This is a genomic window from Paenalicyclobacillus cellulosilyticus, assembly GCF_014647315.1.
In the GTDB taxonomy this organism is placed as follows: domain Bacteria; phylum Bacillota; class Bacilli; order Alicyclobacillales; family Alicyclobacillaceae; genus Alicyclobacillus_J; species Alicyclobacillus_J cellulosilyticus.
Map to the genome: position 1 here is coordinate 30,145 of NZ_BMOY01000007.1, position 24,248 is coordinate 54,392.

A 24,248-nucleotide genomic window follows, 5' to 3' on the forward strand; every position below is an offset into this window, starting at 1 on the left:
ATGTTTTCGAGCGCCCGCGCCAAGCTGACCCTGCTCTTGACCGGCTTGGTCCTGTTGCTCTACATCTTGACAGCTGGTTCCATCTATCTTTGGATGCAGCGCCTCACCGTCGAGGACGAGGACCACATCCTGCTCACCACCGCGCGCCCGTTGGCGGCCAATGTGTTGAACGCCCTCAACCACGGCCAGTTCCCACAGCTGTTCGTCGACCTCAAACGCCTGGAAACCCTCTATCCGAAGGTGTCGGCCATCGTCCTGCGCGATGCCCTCGGCCACGTGCTGGCCGGAACCAACCCGAAGGTGGCTAAATCGCTGCCTTATGCGTACTCCCTCGACAAGCAGACCACCTATGTCCCGGACGATCACGCCTGGTACCGGGTCATCAGCATCCATTTCACCAACCAGTACGGCCAATCGGAAGGATGGTTGCAGCTGGCGCTCAACGTCAACCACGACGTGGAATCGCTGGCACGGCTGCGGCAGGTATTGCTCTGGGTCGGCGTGGGCGGGGTGGCGCTGGCGCTCGCGGCCGGATTTTTCGCCTCGCACCGCGCCTTGCAGCCGATTGCCCGCTCGTGGCGCAGGCAGCAGCAGTTCGTCGCCGACGCGTCGCACGAATTGCGCACGCCCATCGCGGTCATCCAGGCGAATCTCGACGTCGTGCTCGGCCACCTGGAGCAAACAGTGCTCGACAACCTCGAATGGCTGTCGGCCATCAAGGAGGAGGCGCGGCGGCTGGCGCGCCTGACCGACGACTTGCTCACGTTGGCGCGCGCCGACTCGAACGAGATCGCCATCCAACGCGCGCGGGTGCCGCTTGTCCCCGTCCTGCGCGAGGTGTGCGAAGCCATGTGCCCTTTGGCCGAGGCGAAGGGCCTGCGCTTGCAGGTCGAACTGCCGCCGCCCGGGCGGGAGGGGGAGGCGGTGGTCGTCGGCGACGCCGACCGGCTGCGGCAGCTGTTCGCCATCCTCATCGACAACGCCGTTAAGTACACGCCGGAAGGCGGGACGGTGACGGTGCGCCTGGTGCCGCACGGGCGGTTTGTGCGCGTGCACGTGCAGGATACCGGCATCGGCATTCGCCGTGACGAGCTGCGGCGCATCTTCGACCGCTTCTACCGCGGGGACCAGGCCCGGGTGCGCGCGGCAGGGGGAGCCGGGCTGGGGCTGGCCATCGCGCGCTGGATTGTCCAGATGCACCGCGGTCGGATCACGGTCCGCAGCACGCCGGGGCAGGGTTCGGAGTTCACGGTGGTGCTGCGGGCGTAAACGGGTTGCGTCGACCGCCAGGGTTCTGGCTATGATAAGGGATGGGTTGCCAGGGGACAGGTGGCCGTCGCTTTCGCGCCTCGGCCCGCTGTCTCTCAAGACTCGCGCGCGATGGATGGGAAAGGGGCAGGTGGTCTTCGTGGCACAAGCGCCATGGCACGGCGATTTGGCGGTGCAGATGCGAAAATACGCGGAGCTGGCGGTGCGGGTGGGTGTGAACCTGCAGCCGGGCGAACACCTCATCATCGGCTACGGCATCCGGCCGGTGTTGCCCGACCAGGTGCCGTTTGCCCGGATGCTGACGGAGGCGGCGTACGACGCGGGGGCGAAGTTCGTCCAGGTGGACTGGGGGGACGAGCACTGGCTGCGCGAGACGGTGCGGCGGGGCGCGCTCGACACGCTGGAGGCGCGGATTCGCTGGCAGTTGGAATGGGTCGAGCGGTTGTCGGAGGAGGGCGCGGCGTCCATCGGCATGCCGGCCACCGACCCGAAGCTGTACGACGGGATCGATCCGGTGCGCGTCACGCAAGCGGAGCGGACGATGAGTGCGGTGTTTCGCCCGTTTACCGACAAGCGGACAAACTACGAGTACAGCTGGACGCTCGTCTCGGCACCGACGCAGGCTTGGGCGGACGCCGTGTTTCCGGAGTTGCCGCGGGAGGACCGGTTTACAGCCCTGTGGCGGGCCATCCTCCGGGCGGCACGGGCGGACGGAGAAGACCCCGTCGCCGACTGGGAGCGGCACATTGCAACATTGCAGCGGCGGGCCGACTGGTTGAACCGTTTGTCCATCCACAAGCTCCACTACCAAGCCCCGGGGACCGACCTGTGGGTGGAGCTGGCGCCCCGCCACATCTGGACGGCGGCGAGTCACAAGACGCCGCGCGGGGTGCGGTTTGTCCCGAACATGCCGACGGAAGAGGTGTTCACGTCACCGCGCAAAGAAGGCGTGGACGGGACGGTGACGAGCACCATGCCGCTCAACCACCACGGTTCGGTCATCGAGGGCATCCGCCTGCGTTTCGAGGGCGGGCGCATCGTCTCTTATGAAGCAGACTCCGGCCAGGAAGCCTTGGCGAGCATCATCGAGGCGGACGAGGGCAGCCATTACCTTGGGGAAGTGGCGCTGGTGCCTGTGGATTCGCCCATCGCGCAGATAGGGCGGCTGTTTTACAACACGCTGTTCGACGAGAACGCCTCGTGCCACCTCGCCATCGGCAGCGCATACCCGCTCGTGGAGGGCGGGCATGACGTGCCGCGGGAGCGCTGGGGGGAGCTCGGCCTCAACACCAGCCTGATGCACGTCGATTTCATGATCGGCAGCCCGGAGCTCGACATCGACGCGGTCACGGCGGACGGAAAGACGGTGCCCATCTTCCGGGCCGGCCGTTGGGCGACGCCGGTGTGAAGACGAAGACGGACGGGCGTGGCGCTGCCGTTGGGACACGGCGGCGCCGCCTGACGCCGCGGTACAGAGCGGGGGTTCGGTGAACGGTTGCCAGGGATTCGTTCCCGTTGGCACGGCCCGGCCTTTATTTCTCCTGCTTGTGCTTGCGGCGCTGGCTGCCTTCCACGACGCGCAGGCGGCGCAGACCGTACTTCTCGAACTCTTCACCGTACTTGTCCGCCAACTCCCACCGCTTCTCGTGCATGGTGGTGGTGAACGCGGCCACCGGACCGACCTCTTCCATCACGTCCCGCTCGGCGAGCCGCAGCGCCAAAAGCTCCCAGAAGCTCTCGTCCTCATACTCGTCGACGAGGCGCATGAGCTTGTCCTCCACGTCTTGCCGGACGTAGTACGTATCGTTTTCCTCATCGTATTCGACCATATCCTCGGCGGAGAAATCGCGGCTGTGCGCAAGGATGTACTGCTCCAGCTCCTCGTACGCCACGATGCGATCGCTTTGGTCCCGCGCGGCGTTGGCCATCCAGTTGCCGAGATACACCAGTTCCACCAGGCGGCGGAATTGCTCCTCACTGAGTTCCAAGTGCATCGCGATCCCCTCTCAGCTCTTCTTTTTCGCCTTGCCGCCATGGAACACGAGGCGGACGTGATCGAGCCCGTGCTTTTGGAACTCTTGCTCGTACTGTTCCTTCCGCCGCCAGAGCTTGAGCTCCAGTTCTTTCGTCATCTCTTGATCCGGGCCGACCGTCGCCATGACATCCCGGTACGCCAGATGGTGGGACAGCACGTCCCAAAACGTCTCCTCGTCGTACTCGTCGATGAACGGCAACAGGACTTCCTCCATCGCCTGGTTGGCGTGGTAGCCGCCGCAGTTGTCGCAGTATTCCACCCAGTCCTCGGCGCCGAACTGGTGCGCCAACGAATAGATGTAATCCGCCACGTCCTGCACCGCTTCCCTGCCGTCCTCGTTGGCCGCAGATCCGTTCAAGATCCACTCGCCGAGGAAGATGAGCATCAGCAGCTTGCGGTACTGCTCCGGAGTCAGCTCAATCTGCATCGTTTCACCTCGCCGCAAAGCCATCGCATGTCACCCGCACATGTATTTTAAAGGTACATCAAGTTTCGCGCACAGAAAAGGCTGGCACACCCCGGGCGGGTTTCGCCAGCCTGTGTGGGTGTCCCCGGGCCACCGTTGTCCCGCCCGCCCCGGCGAGCTAGACTGAAAAAGGAAGCAACGTGGAACGCTGAACGTGCACAGTGGCGGATGAACAGGGGCGCATGCCCTGCTTGCAACATTCCGGAAGGAAGGCGGCAGCGATGTTCGCTGGACACGGTGTGACGTTTCTGCGCTTCGACGAGGCTTTGGCTCCCCCACGACTTTGCACCCATGTGCCGGCGGAATGGTTGGACTGCACCGACCTGCGCGGCACGCATGGTTTCTGCGATCCATCCACAGCCCGCATCCTTGCGGAACGCCTCGCCCGCCGGCGTTACCGGGGCGTGACGTTCATCGGCAGCGGTGCCTACCACTATGTCACGTACCTTTTGCTGCGGGAAATCCAGGACCCGTTCGCCTTGGTCTTGTTCGATCACCACACCGATATGGCGGTTGGCCCATCTTCCGCTTCAGACCTGAATCCGGCGTTCGCCTTTGATCCGGCTGCCGGACCGGCAACGGCTTTGGAACCGCACACGTGGCTGCACTGCGGCAACTGGGTGCGGGCGGCGTTGCAAAATCTTCCTGCGTTGCAACGGGTGGTCATCGTCGGCGCGCGCCGTGAAGATGAAGCGCGGCGGTTGGACCCGCGGGTGACGGTGATTTGGGAGGAGGAATTGGGCGCCAGCGGCATGCCGGTGGCGGCGCTGTGGCAGCGCGTGCGCCGGGTGCTGCGGGGATGGCCCATCTATGTCAGCATCGACAAGGACGTCCTGGCGCCCGCGGATGCCATGACCGATTGGGATGCGGGCAGCATGCGTCTCGTGGCGCTCACCGCTTGGCTGCGCCGCTTGATCACGAAGTATCCGCTGGTTGGCCTTGACGTGTGCGGCGAGTGGCCCGCAGCACCGTCCGAACTGTGGCAACCGCACGTCCGCACGGCGGTTTTGCACAACGAACGGGCCAACCAGGCCATTCTCGCCGCGGTGAAAGCAGGATGATCCGCAGCCGGGCGGATGGGAGCCCGGCGAAGGGGCAGGTTTGACGCCGCGCAGGGCACGAAGAAGAATGGGTGCGGGAAGAAGGCGAGATCGCAAGAAAAATGAAGGGATCATGCAAACGGGAGACCTGACGGCTGATGATGCACGCTTACACTTGCGGTGTTCTTCGCTTACATGCCGGATGGCTGACTTTGTCAGTTCTCTCCTTCCGGGGGTACCATGAGGCCAAGAAGGACGGAAGGAGGCCATGCAACATGGCGAAGCACGTAGCGCAAGGTTTGAAGATGGCGATGCAGTTCCTCAAGGAAGCCTTGTTGGCGCAATCGGCCGGTGTCCCCAACAAAGAGGTACCAGGCACGCATCTGTTGACGCCTTCAGGGTTGCCGTTCGCATGGAAGGACGCGCTCGGAGAACCGGCGGATGAGGTGCGCAAGTACTGCGCTTGATCTCCCCTTCTCCCTCCCTCAGCGTGAACGGGGCGGGTGCAACCGCCGACGCCGCACCGCAGCCTGGTGCGCCTGCCCGTCTTCCGCTTCTTTTTTCCCCCTATATCGGATAAACCAATCCAGTGCACTCCCGGTCTGCTCCAGACTGGCTCCCGGATGCCGGTACGGGTATAATGGCGGTAGACCTCTGCGACGGTGGTGAGCGACATGCAGGAACTGCGGACGGAAGAGGAGTTTGCGGCATTCGTCCAGGAAGGGCGTGCCGTGGTGGAGTTTTACGCCACGTGGTGCCCTGACTGCAAGCGGATAGAGCCCTACTTGGATGCGTGGGCTGCACGTTTCCAAGACCAGTTCAAAATGGCGCGCTTGAATTTCGAACATGTGCCTGAACTGTCCGAGCGGCTTGACATCCGCGGCATTCCGACCTTCTTGGCGTTTGAGAACGGCCAATTGGTCAGCCGCCTGTACAGCCGTGATGCGAAGAGCAAAGAAGAGGTGGAGGCTTATCTCGAGCAGGCGTACAACGGTTGAACGCGCAACGGATGCAGACCCGAGACGGCGTGTGAGAAGACGGCGTGTGAGGAACACGAAGCCAAAAAAAGGGGGGCAAAAGCCCCCTTTTCGCGTATGCGCCCGACGTGCGCCGGTGTACGCGACGTGCGGCGCGTCACGTCTCCGCCAGGCCGAGCAGTTGTTGGATCTTCGGCCGCAGCTTCTCAAACCCTTTGTCGCCCGCGGTGCGGAAGAACAGCTTGCCTTCTGGATCAAAGAGGAAGAACGCCGGCACGTACTCGTTCTGAAACGCCTTGGCCACCTGGTGCAGGTTGTCGATGGCCACGGGGTGGGTGATCCCGTAGCGCTGGATGTCCGCCTGCACCTTCGCCACGTCCGTGTCTGCCTCCTGCCGCGGCATGTGCACCGCCACGGTTTTCAGGCCGTGCGGGGCAAACTCGTCGCGGTAGGTGATGAGCGACGGCATCGTCTCGTGGCAGATGTGGCAGCTGACCGCCCAGAAATGAATCAGTGCCGGCGCCCCGGCGAGGGACGCGGCAATCTCCGCCGCGCCCTGGTCTGTGTTCAGCCACTGGGTCGCCCCGTCGAGGGGCGGCAGCGGCGATCCGAGGCGCATGGGCATACCGGTTCGCTCCTCACAGCGTCGGCTGACCCGGGGTCCAGTTGGCCGGGCACATCGACCCGGTTTGCAGCGCCTCGAGCACGCGCAGGGTCTCATCGACGCTGCGGCCGACGTTCAGTTCATGCACCACCTGGTAACGGAGGATGCCTTCGGGATCGATGATGAACAGACCGCGCAGCGCCACGCCCTCTTCCTCAATCAGCACGTCGTAGGCGCGGCTGACCTCCTTGGTGATGTCGGCTGCGAGCGGGAACGAAAGCGGCCCCAGACCGCCCTTGTCCTCCGGCGTCTGAATCCATGCCCGGTGCGAGTACACGTTGTCGACGCTCACACCGAGGACCTCGGCGTCGAGATCGCGAAATTCTTGAATGCGTTCGTTCATGGCGCGGATCTCGGTCGGGCAGACAAAGGTGAAGTCGGCCGGATAGAAAAACAGCACCAGCCACTTGCCGCGGTAATCGGAGAGGGACACCGTCTCCTGCAGGGTTTCCAGGTTCTTGGTGCTCTTCATCTTGAAATCGGGTGCGGGACGACCTACGAGCGGCATATCGGTTCCTCCCTTGCCAGGATTGGGTTGGATTTAGACCCAATCTAAATTGTACAGAATTCAATCCTCGCATTCAAACGCACGGTGCTGTTTTCAAGGCAATTTCGAGGAAAGCGTGTGTACAATATCGGTACACCCAGCCTCTCACGGAGGCATGGATCCCCCCTTTCATCCAGGACCCCCCGATTGTCCCGGCGGCGGGATCACCCGCCGCCCGCGGGCGCGGGCCTGCGTACCGAGCGTGAAGCTTGGCCAAGCAGGTTCCCATCTGCCACGATACCCACAGGAAGATGAAACCATTCCGGGGTAACCGCGTAGATTCATGGTTGCGCATTCGTGCGGTGCATCCATGGCCGTCACACTTGCAAACAGGCGGGCAGGTCCACGTTCCTTGGGCCCTCGATGTGATATCCTTGGAACGGGAACGAGAAGAACCTTTTGCAGGAGGTTGACCATGGGCGTTCGCATTACGAACATTGCCGATTGCGTGACGTTGAACAACGGTGTGAAGATGCCGTGGTTTGGACTCGGTGTCTACAAGGCGCAGGAGGGCGAAGAGGTCGAAAACGCGGTCCGTTGGGCGCTGGAGATGGGGTACCGCAGCATCGATACGGCGGCGCTTTACGGGAACGAGCGGGGTGTCGGCCAAGCCATCCGCGATTCGGGCATCCCGCGCGAAGAGGTATTTGTCACGACAAAGGTCTGGAACTCCGATCAAGGGTACGAGTCGACCCTGCGAGCCTTCGAGGAGAGCCGGCGCCGCCTCGGCTTCGATTATGTCGACCTGTACCTCATCCACTGGCCGGTCAAAGGGAAATATGTGGAGACCTGGCGGGCGCTGGAGAAGCTTTACCGAGACGGCTGGGTGCGCGCCATCGGAGTGAGCAACTTCCAGATCCACCATCTCCAGGACATTTTTGCGGTGAGCGACATCATTCCCGCGGTCAACCAGGTGGAATACCACCCGCGCCTCACTCAGAAGCCGCTGCACGCATTTTGCCGCGATCACGGCATCCAGCTGGAAGCCTGGAGCCCGTTGATGCGCGGTGAGGTGCTCGGGCATCCGACCATCGTTGAAATTGCCGAGCGGCACGGCAAGACGCCGGCCCAGGTGGTGTTGCGCTGGGATGTGCAGAACGAGGTGGTCACCATTCCGAAGTCGGTGCGCAAGGAGCGCATCCGGGAGAACGCCGACATCTTCGACTTCGAGCTGACGGAGGAAGAGATGGCGCGGATTGACGCGCTCAACGAGAACCGCCGCATCGGCGCCGACCCGGATAACTTTAATTTTTGATAAGGAATCCGGGCGGGGCAGACGCAAGGGATGTGGACGTACCGGAAGGTGGACTGCCCCGCCCATGGGTTTCACAGCAGTTGTGATTTTTCCATCTCTGCTTGGATTTCTTCGAAACTGAATTTCTCGCCAATCACTTGAGCCAGAGGAATATCCGCTACGTCATCCTGGCGTTCCGCAGCCAACCTGATCATTTCTTCGTCGATGACCTGCTCGATGGCCTCTTTATACCGAAGGGTATCGGTGGAAACACGCTTGCCCATGAAGGGTCCCCCTGAAACGAAGCGCATCGCTGCGAACGTGCATGAAACAAAACGGACGTCATATGCGTCTATTCAAACAGGGAATGAGTGGCCCACGTTCAAGCGCGTTGCGGAAGGAGAGGCTGCGGGATGAACGTCGGCTTGTTGGTTGCCATTGCGTTCGTGGCGGTCGCTGTCTTGGCACTTGCCGTGTTGTCGAAAGAGTACCGGTGACGGGATGCGTATGGGAAAAACGGTGGGTCGCATGACATGGTGATGCGCGCCATCCAAGTTTGCCTCGTATGGGCGGCGGCGTTGGCGGTACTGTTCCCGGCGTCAACTCGAGTGGTAAGCCAAGCTGCGGCCGCACGGTCTTTAGCCCCAATATTGCCGGGTGGAAATCCGGTTCGGCCGGCACCCATTTCCAGGCCTGCGGCTGGTGGAGAAAGGGTGCCTGATACCTGTGGTCCTCATCCACCCTGTTTACGCATCCACACCGCCGCAGATACCGCACCTGCCGCGGACCGTGGCGGTGGTGTTGCCGCCATCTTTGGCGAAAACGTGCGCGGCGTACGCCCTCCCGCTCGGCCGTTCCTCGTACTACATCCTCGCGCCGCGCGGGTTGCAAAGCCATGCAGAAGTCGGGATGGACGGATCGTACGGCGTCAGCTTGCGCGGAAGGAACATCGAAGTGGACTTCGATTCCACCGGTGCCTGCGCCGGTTGTGCCTTGTACGCTGCCGCAGTGTACTTCCCCTCGGTGCGTTCGGAAGCGCGCAAGTACGGGTGGCGCGGCACGGTGCTGCTTGAACGTCTCCCGGTGCGTGCGGTGGCGTGGAACGCGTACCTGATGCTGTGGGGAGGCGTAGAGCGGGACGGCAGGCGTGCCGCAGGCTTCGCTTACTACCAGCCCGGATCGTCCCATCATGAAGTGGTGTTCGTGGAGGGGGCCGTAGTGGCTCCGGCCAGGCAGGTCCAGCAGCTTGCACCATGGTTGTTCGCGAACGCGTTCAGCCAATGGCACGTGCCGGCAGGGCGGGCGCGATGAACGGCGCCAGCCAGACACGACGTGTTCAAGCGTGATCGACGGAGACGGGACGATGTTCCAAGGGGGATTCTCCGGATGTTACATAGAACGTTCGCACTCGCGGTGCTTGCGGGTGGACTCGTGATCGCTGTCACCTTGACGGTCAACCACGGGAAGGAATTTTCCGCCATAGCAGCCGTGCCCCGCATAGCCATGGCCTCCTTTGCGGGCGGTTCTCATGCCGCGGCCAAGTCCATCCAGCCTGCGTTACACAGCGGCTACGTCACCGGCACGATCGTCGGGCTCAACTTTGCCCCCATCGGGTCCCCGCAGTCATTCCTCTGGTTGCGGCGCATGTGGTTGCGTGTCGACCGCAATGGGGGGTCTCAGGTGGAGAATCCCGATCCGAACCTTCCCTTCCGTGTAGGTGAAGTGATTGCAGTGAAGTTCACCAAGCCCATCCCGCCCGGCATCATCACGCCCCGGGTGGGCGACATGGTGGGTGTGGGCTACACGGCGGATGCGTCCGCCTTCATGGCGAAGACGCCTGTCGTGACCGGCGAATGGGACAAGTACGTCGGCGGGCTGAGTTGGATCTGGCTCACGGAGCCGGTGTCGGGACAAGTCGTCCGGCCAGGCGAAAGGTTGCACATCGCCGGTTTTGTGCCTGATCCAAGCCTGTGGGGCAAGTTCGTTCACATCGATCTCTTGGCCGGGTTCCTCAAGGTATCGAATCCATGGATGCAGGCGCAGATCCAAATCGGAAAGGACGGCGTGGTCGAGGCGGACGTCCAGTTGCCGGCAGGGCGTTTGCCTCACCTGCACGGCCGCGCGATCACGTTGGAGATGCAGCCCGAGCTTCGCCAAGGTCCCACCGCACGATGGCTGTTGCTGCCCGGGCAAGGCTGATCCGTCCTGCGCGTCGCTCCACCGTCCTGCCCGGGTGGAAGGACCGTCACCCCTTCATACCGTCACGGGTCATGCCACCCGTCCCCCCAGCGGGCGTCGCGGGCACGGCGAAACGCCGCCTTGTCCTTGCGCGTGACGACCGCCTCCCGCAGACCTTCCGCCGTGCACACGAGCAGGCGGATGTGGCCGGATCGGACCTGCGGGTGGCGCAAAATGCGTCCCGGCGGGCGCGCAGCCGGGACGCGGCCGCCGCTTGCCCCTTCCTGCGCTGCGCGCTCCGGCCCGCCGGCTGAACCGCTCTCCGCCGGGCGCGCCCGCGAGCCGGCAGGGTCGTGGTCCGCGCTGGCCGATCTCGCCCACCGCTGCCATAACTCGGGCTTGGCGGCGGCGAGAAACGAGAACTTCTCATCCTCGTACGCGAGTTCCCCCTGTTTCACGTGCCGGTGAACACGGGAGCGGGCGACGCGCGCCGCGAAGTGGCACCAGTCCGCCGCGGGGAGGGGGCAGGCGCCATCGTGCGGGCAGGGGGCAAGGATATGGGCGCCGAGCCCGCGCAACCACTCGCGCGCTTTCCGAACGCGCGCGAAGCCGGCCGGCGTGCCCGGCTCGATGATCACCAGCACATCCTCCGCCATCTCCCACAGGGTTGCCATCAGCACGGCCTGTGCCGCGTCCGCCAGCTCGCCCAGCACGTACGATGCGAGGACGAGTTGGTGCGGCGACCCGCGCCATCCGGGTGCGCCGATGTCCGCCTGTTGCCACACCGCCGCGCGCAGGGCGGGGTGGGGGCTGTGCACGGCCAGGCGCTGTCCCACCGCCATCATGGCGCGATCGCGCTCGTAGGATGTCACCGTCTGCACCTCGGGCCAGACGCTCACGGCGGCCCAGGCGGCGGTGCCGGGACCTGCACCCACGTCGGCCACGCTGCGCGGCGTCCAACCCGGGATGACGTCCTTGACTTGCTGCAACGCGGCGTGCACGGCAGCGAAGGTGGCCGGCATGCGGTAGGCGATGTATGCCAAGGCGTCGGCCTCCGAGGTGATGAACGAGCATCCGCCGCCTAAACCGCTGCGGTACCGTTGGGAAAGCGCCTGAACGTGGGGCGCCAGCCGCGAGGGCGGCACATGCGCCAACACAGAGTCAATGGCGGTGCGCAGTGGGCTGTCGAGGTCCATCCTGGCTCACCCCTGGTTTACCCGCATGTGTTTGGATAGCACATACAGTACCATACCCAGCCTGCGGCGGCGACTTTGGTGCTGCCGCGGTTACGAACACGGACGCATCCTGGCCGCGATGGGGGCGGGGGATGCAGGTCCGGAGCGAAGGATGAGCGCAAGCGGAGCCAGGGAAAGGCGCCTCACCGCCGCGATGGGAGCGGGGGAAGGGTAGCGGCGGGCCGTCCGTCACTCGCGGACGGCGCCGTTCACGATGCCAGCGAAGATGTAGCGTTGCAGGAAGAGGTAGAGGAGCACCGCCGGGATGGCGATGATGATGGAAGCCGCCAGGATGAGGTTCCACTGTGCTGAATACGGGCCTTGGAAGCGCAGCAGCGCCGTCGACACCACACCGAGGTTGACCGACGGCATATAGAGGTACGGCGAGTACAGGTCGTTGTAAATGGCGATGGTTTGCAAGATGGCCACCGTCACACTGGCGGGCGTCAACAAGGGCAAGATGACGCTGCGGTAGATGCGGAAATAGGACGCGCCCTCCAGCATGGCGGCTTCATCCAACGAGACGGGAATCTGCCGGATGAACTGCAAGTAGATAAAGATCTGCACCGCGCTCGCGCCCAGGTACAATAGCACCATCGACCAGCGGGTGTCGAACAGGCCGAGGTTTTTGACGATCCCGAACGTCGCCACCTGCGTCGTGATGGTGGGGATGAACATGACGAACACGTACGCGCCGAGCACCAGGCGTTTGAGCGGAAACTCGAACCGTCCGAGCACGTAGGCGACCATGGTCCCGAGAAGCACGTTGCCGATGACCGCGAGCACGATGATGGTGAACGTGTTGAAAAACGCGTTGCCGAGCGCGCCGCCCGTCCACGCGGTCACGTAGTTCGACCAGGCGGGGTGGCTGGGAAACTGCAGGATGCCCAGATTGATGTAGTCTTGATCGCTCTTGAGCGAGTTGGCCACCGCAATGTACAGCGGAAACAGGACGCAGAGGACGGAAAACACTAAGAACACGTATTTCACCACGTCCCATACGGTGTCGTGCCATGCCCGCTTCATGCCGCCTCCCTCCTTCCGCCAAGCAGCCACTGTTGGATGGAGATGACGATGAACACGATGATGAGCAGGACGATGGCCATCGCCGAGGCCAGGCCGAAGTTATGGAACGTGAACGCCACGTTCATCGTGTTCGTCAAGAACGTCGCCGTCGGCGGCGAGGCGTTGGTCATGACAAACGGGATGTTGAACGCCTCCAGCGCACCGGAGACCGTGAGCAACAGGTTGATCTGGATGATGGATTTCAGGTTCGGCAGCGTGATGAACCACAGCGTTTGCCAGCGGCTGGCCCCGTCCAGGCTGGCCGCCTCGTACATGTCCTGCGGCAGCGATTGCAGCGCCGCCAGGTAGATGACCATGTTGAACGGAAAGTATTGCCAGAAGGAGACGAACGCCAGCGACCAGTTGACCACCGCGTCGTTGCCCAACCAGCTGGTCTCCAGGTGCGACAGGCCGAGGTGGTTGAGCAGGATGTCGAGCGCGCCGTTGTCGAGGTACATGAACTTGAAGATGTAGACCACGGCCACCGAGTTGAGGATGTACGGCACGAACAGGATGGTCCGAAACAGGTTGCGCGCCCGGATACGGGAGTTGAGCACCAAAGCCAGGATGAGGGCAAAGATGTTTTGGACAATGCCGCCGACAAAGTAGCTGAAGTTGTGGGCGAACGCGCCGAACAGCGCCGGGTTCTTAAAGATCTGGACGTAGTTGTTGAAGCCCACCCAGGTGAACGTCGGGCTCAGTCCGTCCCATGACGTAAAACTGTAGTAGATGAGCTTGAAAAACGGGTAGATGGAGAATGTGACGAGCAGCGCCAACGGGATGAGCAGAAAGCTGATGATGAGGACCGCCTTCTGCGTCCGGTAGCTCCAGTGCAACGACACGACGTCACCTTCCTTCGCTTCACTCAAGGTGTCGTCCCACACGGGCGACACCCGTTGGATGCAGGGCGGGCCACCCACGGGTTGAACCCGTACCGGGTGGCCCGCCTGCGGCCTGTTCATCGGGCTTTGCGGGGTATCGCACGCCCCCATCAGTAGCCGAGCATGCTCTTGGCGTTGGCCCACGCTTGGTTCAACTGCTTGAACGCCGCCTGCAGGCTCGGCGCGTTCAGCACCGTCTGCGTCGCGCCGCCGCCGGTGATGTCAATCTGGGCCGCGTTCTCCAGCTTGGTCAGCTTGTCCGAATCCGGAACCGCGGTCAGCGTCTTCCAGGTCAGCTTCTGGAATTCAGCCAGCTGCGGCACGTTCGACTTCTGGCCTTTGATGATGGGGATGCCGCCCGCGTAGTTGGCGAATCCAGAGTCAAGCAGCATCCATTTCACGAACGCCTTCGCGGTCGCGATGTGCTTGCTGTGCTTGTTGACCGCGTAGCACCAGTCGGGACCCATGATGGCCACGTTCTTGCCGTCGTTCGACGCCGGGAACGGGAAGAAGCCCACGTCCTTGCTCGGCGCGCCGTCCGCGATGATCTGCGGCACCGCCCAGTTGCCAAGGAACATCATGGCTGCCTTGCCTTTGGCCAACAGGACCTTGGAGTTGGCCCAGTTGGTGTTCTTCCAGTCTTTCTCGGCCCAACCGTTCTCGATGATCTTGCGGGCGATGGCAAGTGCCTGGCCTTCCGGTGTGTTCGTCGAGAACGGCGCATTCGACTTGACCAGTGTGTTCATGTAGTTGGCGTCCTTGGCGATGAGGTCCGGCAGGCTGTTGCTCCAGTTGGACAACGGCCACTTGTCGGTGTAGTTCATCTCGATGGGGATGATGCCGGCCTTCTTCAGCTTCGCGCAGTCTTGGTAAAACTCGTTCAGGGTCTTGGGTGGCTGCGTGATGCCCGCTTTGCGGAACGCCGCTTTGTTGTACACGATGCCGTTGACGTTGGCGAACGACGGGATGCCGTACACCTTACCCTGGTACGAGTCCCAGTCTTTGAGGTAGATCTTGTTGTCCAGCCCCAGGTCGTCGAGCGGTGCAAAGTAGGTCGGCAGTTGGTCGCGGGTGATGTTCGGCAACACGAGCATCACGTCCGGGTACACACCGCCGTTCATCTGCGCCTGCACCGTGCTCGTGTCGACGAACGTCTGCCACTGCACGTGCGTGCCCGGGTACTTCTTTTCGAACTCCTGGGCGTACTTCTTGAGCATGCCGTTCGCCTGCATGTCGGTGCGGTTGGTCAACACGGTGATGGTGCCGGTGATGGCGTCCTTGGCCGACGCGTTGTTGCGCGTCGTTTGCGCCACGAACACGCCGCCCACGACGACCAACGCCGCGGCGCCCGCAGCCACGCCGCCCCAAACCTTGTTTTTCATCCATGGTTCCCCCTCTGCATCGTGATCGCGCGATGGAGCGGTTGCGCGCTCCCGCATATGGAGATGGTAGAATCCAGGCGAAAGCGCCACCATGTCGAGGTCGTGCAAGTTTCTTGTCCAATCCCAACCTCACGGCTCCCATCCCGGGCCGGTTACGACGCGTGCAACCGGTACTGGCGGGGTGTCATGCCGACCACCCGCTTGAACAGCTTGTTGAAATAGACCGGGTCCGGATACCCGACGCGTTCGCCCACCTCGTACGCTTTGAGCGATGGATCGCTGGCCAACAGCCGTTTGGCCATCTCGACCCGGACGTGCGTCAAGTACTGCATGATGGTCATGCCGGTCTCCGCCTTGAACACGCGGCTGATGTAATTGGGGCTCAGGTACAGTCGGCGGGCGATGTCCCCGACGGTGAGCGGGGCGTCGTATTCCGCTTCGATGATGGCCTTGACCTGGGCTGCGAATCTGCCGCATCCTGGGCGCACGCGGTCGGACGCTGCCGGTGGCGCCGCTGCCAAAGGCGGTGTGGCGGCATTCCGCTGCGTCGCAGGGGACGGTTCATCCAGCACGGGAGTTATCTTGGATGGTGAATGTTGCGCCGCGGCGGCGATTGGATGCATTGCGGCGGCAGCTTGGAGCGCGTGTAAACAGCGGCGGGCCACATCGGATGCCGGCACCCCCTCCGCCTGGGCCGCCTCGATGACCCGAGCCAAGTGCTGAATCAGTTCAAGCACCCAGGGAGCAGAAGCGTTTGCCTGCGCGGGATCGCTTTCATGGGGCGTCAGCCGGGTGCTCAGCGCGGACATGCTGTCGGATCCTCCTTTGCTCGTTCGGCGGGGCCGCACGCGGCCTGCCACAACACCGTCTCCACGCCGCTCCAACGGCGGGCAACCGTCTTGCTTGTAAATTGATGCAAACATTATCAATCAAATCGGTTGACAAAGCTAATATTAGCATAACATCATGCAAACGCCAAGCTGGCGAGGCAGGTTCGCAGGAGGCGCATGGATGTCCAGATGATGGAAGGTAAGCGAAGGGCGGGCTCTGGCGGGTTTGTTCAGGCGCTGGGGTGAGAAAAGGAGGGGCCAAGGCGGCGCAGAATGGAAGCAGCGCGGGTGCAGGTGGGGGTGCAGGTAGGGGGAGCAGACAGCGCGGGTTGGAGGCCAGGTACCAGGCCGAGGTGCCGTCGCGGCATGACTGCGGCGCGGCAGGGAGGCCGAGGTGTCGTCGCGGCATGACCGCGGCGCGGCAGGGAGGCCGAGGTGCCGTCACGGCATGACCGCGGTGCGGCCGGTCGTGTCGTGGTCAACCACCCGCGACCGGCTCGGGTTCGGCATGGGCGTGCACGGAGGCCACCGACTGGCGATGCACCGATTCGGCGCGCAGAGACACCCGCTCTTTGGGTGCGTCCGGCCGTTGGGCGCGGCGCAACAGCATTTCCACCGCCCGTCGGCCGAGATCGTCCTTCGGCACATGCACCGTGGTGAGGGATGGTGTCGCCTGTTCTGCCTCCACGATGTTGTCGAAGCCGGTGATGGAGAGTTGCTCCGGTACCCGGATGTCCAGAGAGCGGCAGATGTCGAGCACCCCGAGCGCAATCTTGTCGTTGGCGCACACCCAAGCGGCCGCGGTGCCGTTTTCCGCACTGCGCATCGACCGCTCGTGCAGCACTTCCTTGAGCACGCTGCGATCCCGCCCGTCCATCAGGGGGCTGATGTGTTGGAGGCGCGGGTCTTCCTCCACCGCCAGGCCGTGTTCTTCCAGCGCCAAACGAAATCCTAACCAACGCTCCTGAAAACTGCGGGAGAAGTGCGCGTCGCCGACAAATTGCAAGTGCCTGTGCCCCGTTTCGATGAGATAGCTCGTCATCCGGTATGCGGCGTCCAGGTTGTCGACGAACACCGTGTCGCAAGGGAACGAAGGGTCTTCGTGATCGACCATGACCACCGGGACGTCCATCCGGCGCACGGTGAGCAGCATGGCGGACGAGATAGCGCCGACGACAATCGCGCCGAACAACCGGTGCGAGTTGATCACCTCCGCCAGGTGTTCTTCCAGGGTGTCGGTCGCGATGAACACAGGCAGACCTTGCTGCGTAAGCGCGTCGTGGATGCCGTCGATGATCCGGCCCCAGTACGAGGAGTGCACGCTCTGCATGCGGATGTTCGACATCAGGACCATGACGGATTTCTTGTTGCGCTTCGACCCCGTCTGGGCGGGAGGCTGGCCACCGTCCGCCGCGCGCTGGTACTTGCGCTTGACCCGCTGTTGATTGAAGTAGCCGAGTTCAGCCGCGATGCGCAGGATTTTTTCCCGCGTCTGCTCACTGACGCCGGGCTGCCCGGAAAGCGCCTTCGACACGGCGTATTTCGATACGCCGGCGGCGGCTGCGATGTCGTCCATGGTCACTGTGCGCGCGGGCATTTCCACCGTCACTCCCAGTCCGTTTCTCATCATGCCCGAAGCTCTGCGGCCATTCTACGCCATGTCCGGGAGGCTCGGCAACGGATGAGACGTGCACTTCCTTGTCTTAAGCGGACCGGTTGTGGGCGGATGGGGGTTGGTTCGAGCGGATCGACAGTCCTTCCATATATCCGTATACTGAGGCGGAGTGGATGGGGTGGCGAGAGGAGCAGGTGCCCAGGGCATACCCCTGGGCACGTGGCGTTTCTCGACGTCAGAGACCGGACGCTCAGCGCGGGCGACGCCTTGCAAACGCATGGCGGCGTCGCCGTGGCCGGCACACGGCATCACTGATACGCGCCAGCCTGCATCTGCGGTTGCGGTGCCGGAGCTTGGAACTGCTGGAGCATGGTCTGGGTGGTCTTCTCAAGCAGCGTCGGCACCTGATAGTAGCCTTTCTGATTCATGTAGTTCCACATCTCGTAGCTCATGCGGTCACACTCGAGCGCGCCCTGCACCAGATACTGGCGCCACTCGGGATCGATGCATTCCTGGGCGAGCATCATGCCCGTCGCCGCACCCTGTTTGTGCAGGTTGAGGACAATCCCGCAGATGGAGCGCTCGCTGATCTGGCCATTGAGCGCGGGCGCGGGCATGCTCGGTTGGCGCAATCCGAGCTTCGGTTCGGTGTTCATGTGGAATGCTTGGCTTGCCTGCATCATGCCGTCCGTCATGGGCGCGGCGTGCTGGGTGCTGGCCGCGCTCTGCTGCAGCAGATTGACACCGTGTGTGTACGCGTTGTACATTGCATGTGCCTGTTGGTCGAGCATGGTTTTGAGCTGCGGGTCCTGGGCGAGGGTCGCGAGGTGCGACACCAACTCGATGGCAGCCGCTTTGCTGGAGAGGGCTTCGTTCATGACGATGATCTCGTGCGCCCCGAAGCGTTGGCTGCCGGCCATCATTTGGTTCACGTGGATCGCCTCCTTGGCAATATGGGACAACATGATAGGGTGCGCCCGCCCTGCGGCGCGGTATCTGGAAGGGGGTCCAACCTCTTCCGAAGGTAATGTGTCCGCGCGCCAAGGAGGCTATACGCGGTGGTGAGGAAGCGCTTGCGGAAAGGACGAACGCTTGCATGACCCCGTTGCGGCGATTGGGCATTTGCAACATGCTGTACTTTCTCAGCTCCCAGTTCGCGACCATCTTCATCAATATCTACATCTTCCAGGATTTCCACTCCTTGCGGGTGAACGGGGCGTACATGGCCGTGATGTACGCGGCGTGGATCCTCGCCTTCACGGCGGGCAGCAAGCTGGCGGGCCGGTCGCCGCGTGCCAACCTGCCGCTTTCCGCCCTCTGCGGTTCGCTCAGCCTTGCGCTGCTCATCGTCCGCCACGGCAGCCGGTTGTGGATCGATCTCGCCGTCGGGGCGATGCTGGGCATTGGATCAGGATTTTACTATGTGGCGTACAATTTGCTGCTATATGCGTTTTCCTCGTCGGGGGCGCGCGGACAGTCCATCGCGCGCTTGGGCTTGTTGACCAGCTTGGTGGCGGTGGCGATGCCGGGCGTGTCTGGATTCGTGGTGGACCGTCTCGGGTTTCGAGCGGCATTCCTGCTTGTCGTCCTGCTGTACCTGGCGATTTTGGCGCTTTGCCTCGGTTTCCCGCGCGTGGAGGTGCCGCGGGTGCGGCTGCGGGACGCGTGGTGCGTCCCGCACGGGTTTGGCACGTTCGCGCTCGCGATGCTTTCCACAGCCTGGTATTTCCACTTTCTCCCCTTCGCCGCGGGGGTGATGGTGTACGCCCACGGCAGTGGTGTCGCCGGGGCCGGATGGCTGAACAGCCTGTATGCAGGTCTGACGCTTCTCGCCAACATGCTCATTGGCTATGGCGTGAAATCCCGCCAGGACGCTCACCGCCAGCGCTGGGCGTGGGCGGGCGCGGCAGCCGCGACGGTGGCGACCGCCCTGTTGTTCCTGCCGAATGGCAGAAGCCTGCTCGCGTTCAACCTGCTGGTGAGTGTGGCCAATCCCCTGTTTTTCAATTTGACGACAGCGCAGCAGTTCGATGCTGTCGGCCGTTTGTACGCCAATCCAGCGGTGGGTTTTTACGTCCGCGAATGGTTGTACACCATGGCCCGCGTCGGGCTGTTCAGCTATGTGGCCTGTTTCGGGTTGGCGCCGGGCAGCGCCGCATACGATGTGTTCATCGCGGCGCTGTGCCTGGCGCCGTTGTGGACAGTCTACTGGAACCGGAAGGCCGCCCGGGCCGCAGGTTGACGAGGATGATCCGGGAAGAAGCCGGCAGCAGGCTTCGGAGAACTTGGCAACCTGCGACCGTGTCATCCGGCCGGCGTGAACCAGGCGGCGGCCAGCGCAAACGCCAAGGGTGAATTCCAATAGATGGCGATCTCGTTGGTGGCATAGCTGCCTGCGTGATCGAGGTAACACTTGGCCGGCGGCCGTCCTGCGAGGTGCTGGCGGGCCGCCTCGTCCTGCAGGCCGCGGTTCGGTCCGCCCGCGAGCAGGCCCGGTACCGGCGCTTCGACGCCGTCGGCGACCGACGGCCGGTGGTGGGGATGCTGCACGGGTCGGCTGCCAAAGCCGGTCACGTAACACTGGCCGAGCGGGTTCAGGCCGAGCAGATAGTCGAGGTGGTGGCGGGCCGCTTGGGCATACCGTTCGTCGCCGGTCAGGCGGTGCGCCAGAAACAGGTGCATCGCCCGGTTAGCGGCCTCCATGTTGCTGCCCCAGATGAAGTCTTCTTCCCGAAGGGAATGGAGGTAACCGCTCTCCGTGGTTCGCCCGGCGAGGTGGTCCGCCAGGGCGAGGAAGCCGGCGCGGAGTTCATCGGCAAACGGCCATTCGTGCGCCGGTGCGGGTGTGAGCCGCGTGCCGCCCGCTTCGTCGTCCTCCAGGCCGGCGGCAAACAGGCAGGCGATGGCACCGTATCCGCCGACGTCCGCCCAGCCAAGGCCGTACGGGTTGAAGACGCGTCCGTTGCAGAGCGCGATCGCGGCATCCTGATACTCGGCGCGGCCGGTGGTGCGGTAGAGCTCGACGGCAGCCCAGAAACGCTCGTCCGCGTCGTTCGGGTCGCCATACTCGCCGGTGAACACGTCGGGCGGGTTGCGGAAGCCGGGCACCTCAGGGTGGGCGGCCAGCCAGGCCCATGCATGTTCGGCCGCCTGCAGGCAGCGGCGGGAAAACGCGGGGTCGTAGGGTCGATAGAACCGGGACGCCAAGGCGAGCACGGCGGCAAAACTCGCCGTGGCCGTCGCCGAGATGGGCGAAAAGTACCATTCGTCCGTATCGTCTTCCGGCATGACGGTAAGGCCGGGAAACCGCTTTGTGGTCACCTTGTGGTGGACGCCTCCGGTCGCAGGGTCTTGCATCTGCAGCAGCCACAGGAGCTCATAGCGGCACTCGGCGAGCACGTCCGGGAGGCCCTGTCCGCTCTCCGGGATGTTCCATGACACCTGGCCGAGGGCAGGGGCGAAGGCGTAGGCGAGGAGCAGATCGGCCACCGCCTTGGCGCCGGGTGCGGTGTACTTGCCGTAGTCGCCCGCGTCATGCCAGCCGCCGCGGTGCGGCCGGCGTGCATCGAGCCAACCCCCGTCCGGGTTGGGGAGGCGGGCGTCTGCCGTGTGGCAGGCGGCGTGGTGCCAGGGCCCGGCATGGGACGAATCGAGCGCCATGCCGCAACGCTGGAAGTAGAACGCCTTGAAGACGGCTTTCGTGATGTCGGTGAGCACGTCGGCGCCGACGCGAATGACCGGTGAGGTCCCGACGCCGTCGACCGTGAGGCGGTAAGCACCGGGTTGGGAAAGGGCGGTCAGGTCCGCATGCCAGACTTCATCGCCCGAGGTGGCGTCCGCGATGGGGCCGGTGAGTTCACCTTGGAACACAACGCGGCCGGTTTCGCTTTCGGTGACACAAAACGTGCGGGTGTTGACGGGTCCCACCACGGCTGCCACCTTGCGCTGACCGGGGAGGTAGCCGATCTGGTTGACATGGATGCGGGATGATTCGGACAAGGGGATGGCTCCTTTCGGTTCAGGCTCGTCGGTTTCGGTCATCGCCGCACGAGGCGCCGCGGACGCGTGGGCGCGCAGGCGCGCGGGCGTTGTGCCGGACGCGTGGCGTTGTGCCGAAACCGCTTCCGGAAACGAGGGCGCTGAACATCATCATCTGCATAAAAAATCCACGGCAGGCTGAGCGTTGAAGTCCCAGCAAGCCTGCCATGGGTTTCAAGAACCGCGTACCGGCGCGGATTGCTGCCGGCACGCGGGGCACAGTCCCGTCAGGTGAAGTTCCATCCCGTGCACGACATATCCGGTCTCCGCTTCAATCCGCTGCACGATGTCATCCGGCACGTCCACGTCCGCTTCGGCGATGGCACCGCAGCGCACGCAGACCACGTGTTGGTGATCTTCCATCCGGCCGTCGTAGCGGGTGATGCCGTTGCCGATGTTCAGCTCGCGCACCAGACCGTGATCGGTCAAGTACTTGAGGGAATTGTAGATGGTTGCGTATGCATACCGTTCCCCGCGTTGGGCGAGCATCTCCATGATGTCGCTCGCCGTCGGATGGCTCTTGGAAGATCGGATGACCTCGAGCACGGCACGGCGCGGAGCGGTCAAGTTCAGCGGTTGCACGGCCATCCCCCCAATCCACACGGTCGGTATCTTCACTCTACACCAAATGAGGTCATGTGCTCAAGGATATTGGGCAGAGATGGGCGGTCCGTCCGCAGATACGCTGCCAGAGGCAATTGTAGTTCCTGAATTGCGTCTGCAACCAGCGCTGCAATGACGAGCGCGCCATACTCGTTGAAGTGCGTGTTGTCTTGAATACCCTCTGGGTAGTTTGCGTGTTCGCCGGGTTGCAACCAAGTAAATAGCCGCTTGGAGCGTTTGTTACCCAATTGGACATAGAGTTTTGCACTTAAGGAACACAAGTCAATCACGGGTACATTTAGCCGCATGGCCAACTGGCTTGCAGCATCCGGGTAATCACCGTGGGTGGAAGTGAACAGACCGTCCTCGGAAAAGGATCGACGCTCGACTGGTGTCAGGAGAATGGGCTGTCCTCCTTGTTGTCGGAAACGAATCAGAAACTGGGCTAGACATTCTTGATAGGTGGTAAACGGATCGGCATATCGCGCTGGATCCGGTTTGGCGTCGTTGTGACCAAATTGAACGAAGAGATAATCACCCTGTTGCATTTGTTGGAGAATCGGTTCCAATCTCCCCTCAGCTAAGAAGCTCTTCGAACTCCGACCGCACACAGCGTGGTTATGAATCTCCACAGCATTGGTAAAGCAGTGGTGGAACATCTGGCCCCATCCTGCCATAGGTGCGTGTTCAGGTGGGTATGTGGCCATGGTCGAATCGCCGGCCAGGAATACATGAATGAGACGAGTGCTCATGCTCATCACCCTCCTGTCGTGAATGTTTGTGTCTGGATTTGGAGTGCTGATTCGGGGATACATATGCGGGAACAGGTAAGTGAATTTTTGGATAGGCGTTCTAGATGCAGTAATGATACAATATAAACAAAGAGGATTCGAGGATGAATTGTGGAAATAACGTGCGGAAAGGGGCTGAAACATGGCGAAAGGATCCCGCTTTCCCGCTGAATGGGTTTCGTACACAGACCCTGTAACAGGGGTTTTGGTCACCCAGCTCACGCGGTGGAAGGCGCACAACCATCACTTGTATTTCACGGAGAATGGTTGTTACGCTGAAGGACAGCGGTTGTTGTTTGTTTCTGATCGTTTTAACAGTGTCAATTTGTACAGCATCGATTTGCGGGATGGAGAGATTATTCAACTAACCGATCTCCAGAGTGATGCGGATGATTTGGCGGTGTGTTTGAATCCCTCAGGCACAAAGGCGTATTACCGCCATCGCCATCAAGTCATTTCACTTGATCTGGTTACATTGGACGAAACAGTGCTCTATGAGTTAGCGGACAATGGGTTCCACATTGGACAACTTAGTTGTTCCGCTGACGGGCAGTACGTGTATACCACGTTAACAGAGAACCTGTCACATCGCTTCCGTGTGGATCTGGCGAATGGTTACGTTGGCCATCGCGAGATGATGGAAGCGAGACCGTTGTCCAGGATTATAAGAATTCCTACCGCTGGAGGTCCGGCAGATGTCGTTTTGGAAGACAACTGTTGGTTGGGGCATGTCAACTTGTCGCCGACGAATCCGGAACTGCTAACCTTCTGTCACGAAGGTCCATGGAACTTGGTGGACCATCGGATTTGGGGACTCAATGTTCGAACGGGACAGACATGGATGATCCGGCCGCGCAAGCAGCCGCATGAAATGGTCGGCCATGAGTACTGGTCAACCGATGGAACGTTCATCGGCTATCATGGGTTCCGTGAGGATGGAACCGGTTTTGTGGGCCGCATCCGGCCGGACAATACGGAAGAAGAGGAAATTGAATTCCCTTTTCGTAATTGGCATAGCCACGCCGATGATGCGTTCTCTCGTATTGTCGTGGACGGTCGCGCCCCGTTGACCACCCTATTGATCTGGTACCGGTGTGACGATGGACGTTTCTCTGAACCAAGAGTACTTTGTGAGCATCGCTGCAGCTTCCATGTGCAAAAGGTTCATGCACATCCACGGATTTCTTCGGATGGTAAGAGACTTGTGTTTACCAGCGACAGGAATGGATATGCGAATGTTTATGTGATTGAACTGCCGGAGGATGTTTCGGTATTACCAACGCATACCGCGTAGTTCCACGACAAATTGAAGTTGTCGCTGAACCTGTGACTTGGCGCTGGTCCGTTTGGATCTCATTCCTCGTGTATATAAAACCTAAACGTCTTGCAAAAAAATCG

Annotated in this window: 25 protein-coding genes and 1 pseudogene; 11 read left to right on the forward strand and 15 right to left on the reverse strand. The window is 62.3% G+C overall.

Annotated features, from left to right (window positions below; translation table 11 throughout):
• Positions 1 to 1,269: a sensor histidine kinase gene (locus IEX97_RS03465; RefSeq protein WP_188881159.1), complete on the forward strand. Its 1,269-nt coding sequence runs from the start codon at positions 1 to 3 to the stop codon at positions 1,267 to 1,269.
• Positions 1,270 to 1,408: 139 nt separating this feature from the next.
• Positions 1,409 to 2,677, forward strand: coding sequence for an aminopeptidase (locus tag IEX97_RS03470; protein ID WP_229776336.1), 1,269 nt, complete (start codon positions 1,409 to 1,411; stop codon positions 2,675 to 2,677).
• Between the two features lie 124 nt (positions 2,678 to 2,801).
• Here the strand turns inward: IEX97_RS03470 and IEX97_RS03475 are convergent, their stop codons facing one another.
• Both IEX97_RS03475 and IEX97_RS03480 read right to left on the reverse strand, forming a co-directional pair.
• The gene (locus IEX97_RS03475) at positions 2,802 to 3,263 is read right to left on the reverse strand and encodes a hypothetical protein (RefSeq protein ID WP_188881160.1); all 462 of its coding nucleotides are present in this window, start codon (positions 3,261 to 3,263) and stop codon (positions 2,802 to 2,804) included.
• Between the two features lie 12 nt (positions 3,264 to 3,275).
• Positions 3,276 to 3,755 carry a hypothetical protein gene (locus IEX97_RS03480; RefSeq protein ID WP_188881161.1) on the reverse strand — a complete coding sequence of 160 codons (480 nt, stop codon included), beginning with the start codon at positions 3,753 to 3,755 and terminating at the stop codon, positions 3,276 to 3,278.
• A 236-nt stretch (positions 3,756 to 3,991) separates the two neighbouring features.
• Between IEX97_RS03480 and IEX97_RS03485 the strand changes: the two genes are divergently transcribed.
• The 3 genes from IEX97_RS03485 to IEX97_RS03495 all read left to right on the forward strand — a co-directional run bounded on the left by IEX97_RS03485 (position 3,992) and on the right by IEX97_RS03495 (position 5,808).
• On the forward strand, positions 3,992 to 4,831 hold the full coding sequence (locus IEX97_RS03485; RefSeq protein WP_188881162.1) for an arginase family protein: 840 nt from the start codon (positions 3,992 to 3,994) through the stop codon (positions 4,829 to 4,831).
• Between the two features lie 254 nt (positions 4,832 to 5,085).
• On the forward strand, positions 5,086 to 5,277 hold the full coding sequence (locus tag IEX97_RS03490) for a hypothetical protein (RefSeq protein WP_188881163.1): 192 nt from the start codon (positions 5,086 to 5,088) through the stop codon (positions 5,275 to 5,277).
• A gap of 207 nt (positions 5,278 to 5,484) precedes the next feature.
• A complete protein-coding gene (locus tag IEX97_RS03495) occupies positions 5,485 to 5,808 on the forward strand; it encodes a thioredoxin family protein (protein WP_188881164.1) in 324 nt (107 codons plus the stop codon).
• A gap of 136 nt (positions 5,809 to 5,944) precedes the next feature.
• Here the strand turns inward: IEX97_RS03495 and IEX97_RS03500 are convergent, their stop codons facing one another.
• Together IEX97_RS03500 and IEX97_RS03505 are read right to left on the reverse strand one after the other, a co-directional pair.
• A complete protein-coding gene (locus IEX97_RS03500; RefSeq protein ID WP_188881165.1) occupies positions 5,945 to 6,412 on the reverse strand; it encodes a TlpA family protein disulfide reductase in 468 nt (155 codons plus the stop codon).
• A gap of 13 nt (positions 6,413 to 6,425) precedes the next feature.
• The gene (locus IEX97_RS03505) at positions 6,426 to 6,959 is read right to left on the reverse strand and encodes a peroxiredoxin (RefSeq protein WP_188881166.1); all 534 of its coding nucleotides are present in this window, start codon (positions 6,957 to 6,959) and stop codon (positions 6,426 to 6,428) included.
• Between the two features lie 454 nt (positions 6,960 to 7,413).
• On the opposite strand from IEX97_RS03505, the gene IEX97_RS03510 reads away from it, so the two are divergent.
• Positions 7,414 to 8,253 (forward strand): aldo/keto reductase, encoded by an 840-nt coding sequence (locus tag IEX97_RS03510; protein WP_188881167.1) that lies wholly within the window; start codon positions 7,414 to 7,416, stop codon positions 8,251 to 8,253.
• Positions 8,254 to 8,324: 71 nt separating this feature from the next.
• On the opposite strand, the gene IEX97_RS03515 is transcribed toward IEX97_RS03510, so the two are convergent.
• A complete protein-coding gene (locus IEX97_RS03515; RefSeq protein ID WP_188881168.1) occupies positions 8,325 to 8,516 on the reverse strand; it encodes a hypothetical protein in 192 nt (63 codons plus the stop codon).
• Between the two features lie 442 nt (positions 8,517 to 8,958).
• On the opposite strand from IEX97_RS03515, the gene IEX97_RS03520 reads away from it, so the two are divergent.
• Both IEX97_RS03520 and IEX97_RS03525 read left to right on the forward strand, forming a co-directional pair.
• Positions 8,959 to 9,543, forward strand: a complete 585-nt coding sequence (locus IEX97_RS03520; RefSeq protein ID WP_188881169.1) for a DUF4850 domain-containing protein — start codon at positions 8,959 to 8,961, stop codon at positions 9,541 to 9,543.
• 75 nt (positions 9,544 to 9,618) lie between these two features.
• A complete protein-coding gene (locus IEX97_RS03525; RefSeq protein WP_188881171.1) occupies positions 9,619 to 10,431 on the forward strand; it encodes a hypothetical protein in 813 nt (270 codons plus the stop codon).
• Between the two features lie 62 nt (positions 10,432 to 10,493).
• On the opposite strand, the gene IEX97_RS03530 is transcribed toward IEX97_RS03525, so the two are convergent.
• The 6 genes from IEX97_RS03530 to IEX97_RS03555 all read right to left on the reverse strand — a co-directional run bounded on the left by IEX97_RS03530 (position 10,494) and on the right by IEX97_RS03555 (position 17,400).
• Positions 10,494 to 11,606 carry a small ribosomal subunit Rsm22 family protein gene (locus IEX97_RS03530; RefSeq protein WP_188881172.1) on the reverse strand — a complete coding sequence of 371 codons (1,113 nt, stop codon included), beginning with the start codon at positions 11,604 to 11,606 and terminating at the stop codon, positions 10,494 to 10,496.
• A 228-nt stretch (positions 11,607 to 11,834) separates the two neighbouring features.
• Positions 11,835 to 12,671 (reverse strand): carbohydrate ABC transporter permease, encoded by an 837-nt coding sequence (locus IEX97_RS03535; RefSeq protein WP_188881173.1) that lies wholly within the window; start codon positions 12,669 to 12,671, stop codon positions 11,835 to 11,837.
• Complete coding sequence (locus IEX97_RS03540) at positions 12,668 to 13,552, reverse strand: carbohydrate ABC transporter permease (protein ID WP_229776338.1); 885 nt, start codon at positions 13,550 to 13,552, stop codon at positions 12,668 to 12,670. The genes IEX97_RS03535 and IEX97_RS03540 overlap by 4 nt, the downstream gene beginning before the upstream one ends.
• A gap of 149 nt (positions 13,553 to 13,701) precedes the next feature.
• On the reverse strand, positions 13,702 to 14,973 hold the full coding sequence (locus IEX97_RS03545; protein ID WP_188881174.1) for an ABC transporter substrate-binding protein: 1,272 nt from the start codon (positions 14,971 to 14,973) through the stop codon (positions 13,702 to 13,704).
• A gap of 152 nt (positions 14,974 to 15,125) precedes the next feature.
• Positions 15,126 to 15,782 (reverse strand): helix-turn-helix transcriptional regulator, encoded by a 657-nt coding sequence (locus IEX97_RS03550; RefSeq protein WP_188881175.1) that lies wholly within the window; start codon positions 15,780 to 15,782, stop codon positions 15,126 to 15,128.
• 499 nt (positions 15,783 to 16,281) lie between these two features.
• Positions 16,282 to 17,400 carry a LacI family DNA-binding transcriptional regulator gene (locus tag IEX97_RS03555; protein WP_188881176.1) on the reverse strand — a complete coding sequence of 373 codons (1,119 nt, stop codon included), beginning with the start codon at positions 17,398 to 17,400 and terminating at the stop codon, positions 16,282 to 16,284.
• A gap of 216 nt (positions 17,401 to 17,616) precedes the next feature.
• Here IEX97_RS03555 and IEX97_RS13510 point away from each other — a divergent pair.
• Positions 17,617 to 17,718: pseudogene (locus tag IEX97_RS13510) on the forward strand (MBL fold metallo-hydrolase); the annotation flags it as partial.
• Between the two features lie 8 nt (positions 17,719 to 17,726).
• On the opposite strand, the gene IEX97_RS03560 reads toward IEX97_RS13510, so the two are convergent.
• A complete protein-coding gene (locus tag IEX97_RS03560) occupies positions 17,727 to 18,341 on the reverse strand; it encodes a spore coat protein (protein WP_188881208.1) in 615 nt (204 codons plus the stop codon).
• A gap of 173 nt (positions 18,342 to 18,514) precedes the next feature.
• Here IEX97_RS03560 and IEX97_RS03565 point away from each other — a divergent pair, with 173 nt between their 5' ends.
• Positions 18,515 to 19,660, forward strand: a complete 1,146-nt coding sequence (locus IEX97_RS03565; RefSeq protein WP_188881177.1) for an MFS transporter — start codon at positions 18,515 to 18,517, stop codon at positions 19,658 to 19,660.
• Between the two features lie 62 nt (positions 19,661 to 19,722).
• On the opposite strand, the gene IEX97_RS03570 is transcribed toward IEX97_RS03565, so the two are convergent.
• The 3 genes from IEX97_RS03570 to IEX97_RS03580 form a co-directional block, all read right to left on the reverse strand.
• Positions 19,723 to 21,417: a glycoside hydrolase family 9 protein gene (locus tag IEX97_RS03570; RefSeq protein WP_188881178.1), complete on the reverse strand. Its 1,695-nt coding sequence runs from the start codon at positions 21,415 to 21,417 to the stop codon at positions 19,723 to 19,725.
• Positions 21,418 to 21,630: 213 nt separating this feature from the next.
• Positions 21,631 to 22,038 carry a Fur family transcriptional regulator gene (locus IEX97_RS03575; RefSeq protein ID WP_188881179.1) on the reverse strand — a complete coding sequence of 136 codons (408 nt, stop codon included), beginning with the start codon at positions 22,036 to 22,038 and terminating at the stop codon, positions 21,631 to 21,633.
• A 32-nt stretch (positions 22,039 to 22,070) separates the two neighbouring features.
• Positions 22,071 to 22,811 (reverse strand): rhamnogalacturonan acetylesterase, encoded by a 741-nt coding sequence (locus IEX97_RS03580; protein WP_188881180.1) that lies wholly within the window; start codon positions 22,809 to 22,811, stop codon positions 22,071 to 22,073.
• A gap of 181 nt (positions 22,812 to 22,992) precedes the next feature.
• On the opposite strand from IEX97_RS03580, the gene IEX97_RS03585 reads away from it, so the two are divergent.
• Positions 22,993 to 24,144 carry an oligogalacturonate lyase family protein gene (locus IEX97_RS03585; RefSeq protein ID WP_188881181.1) on the forward strand — a complete coding sequence of 384 codons (1,152 nt, stop codon included), beginning with the start codon at positions 22,993 to 22,995 and terminating at the stop codon, positions 24,142 to 24,144.
• The last annotated feature ends 104 nt before the right edge of the window (positions 24,145 to 24,248 follow it).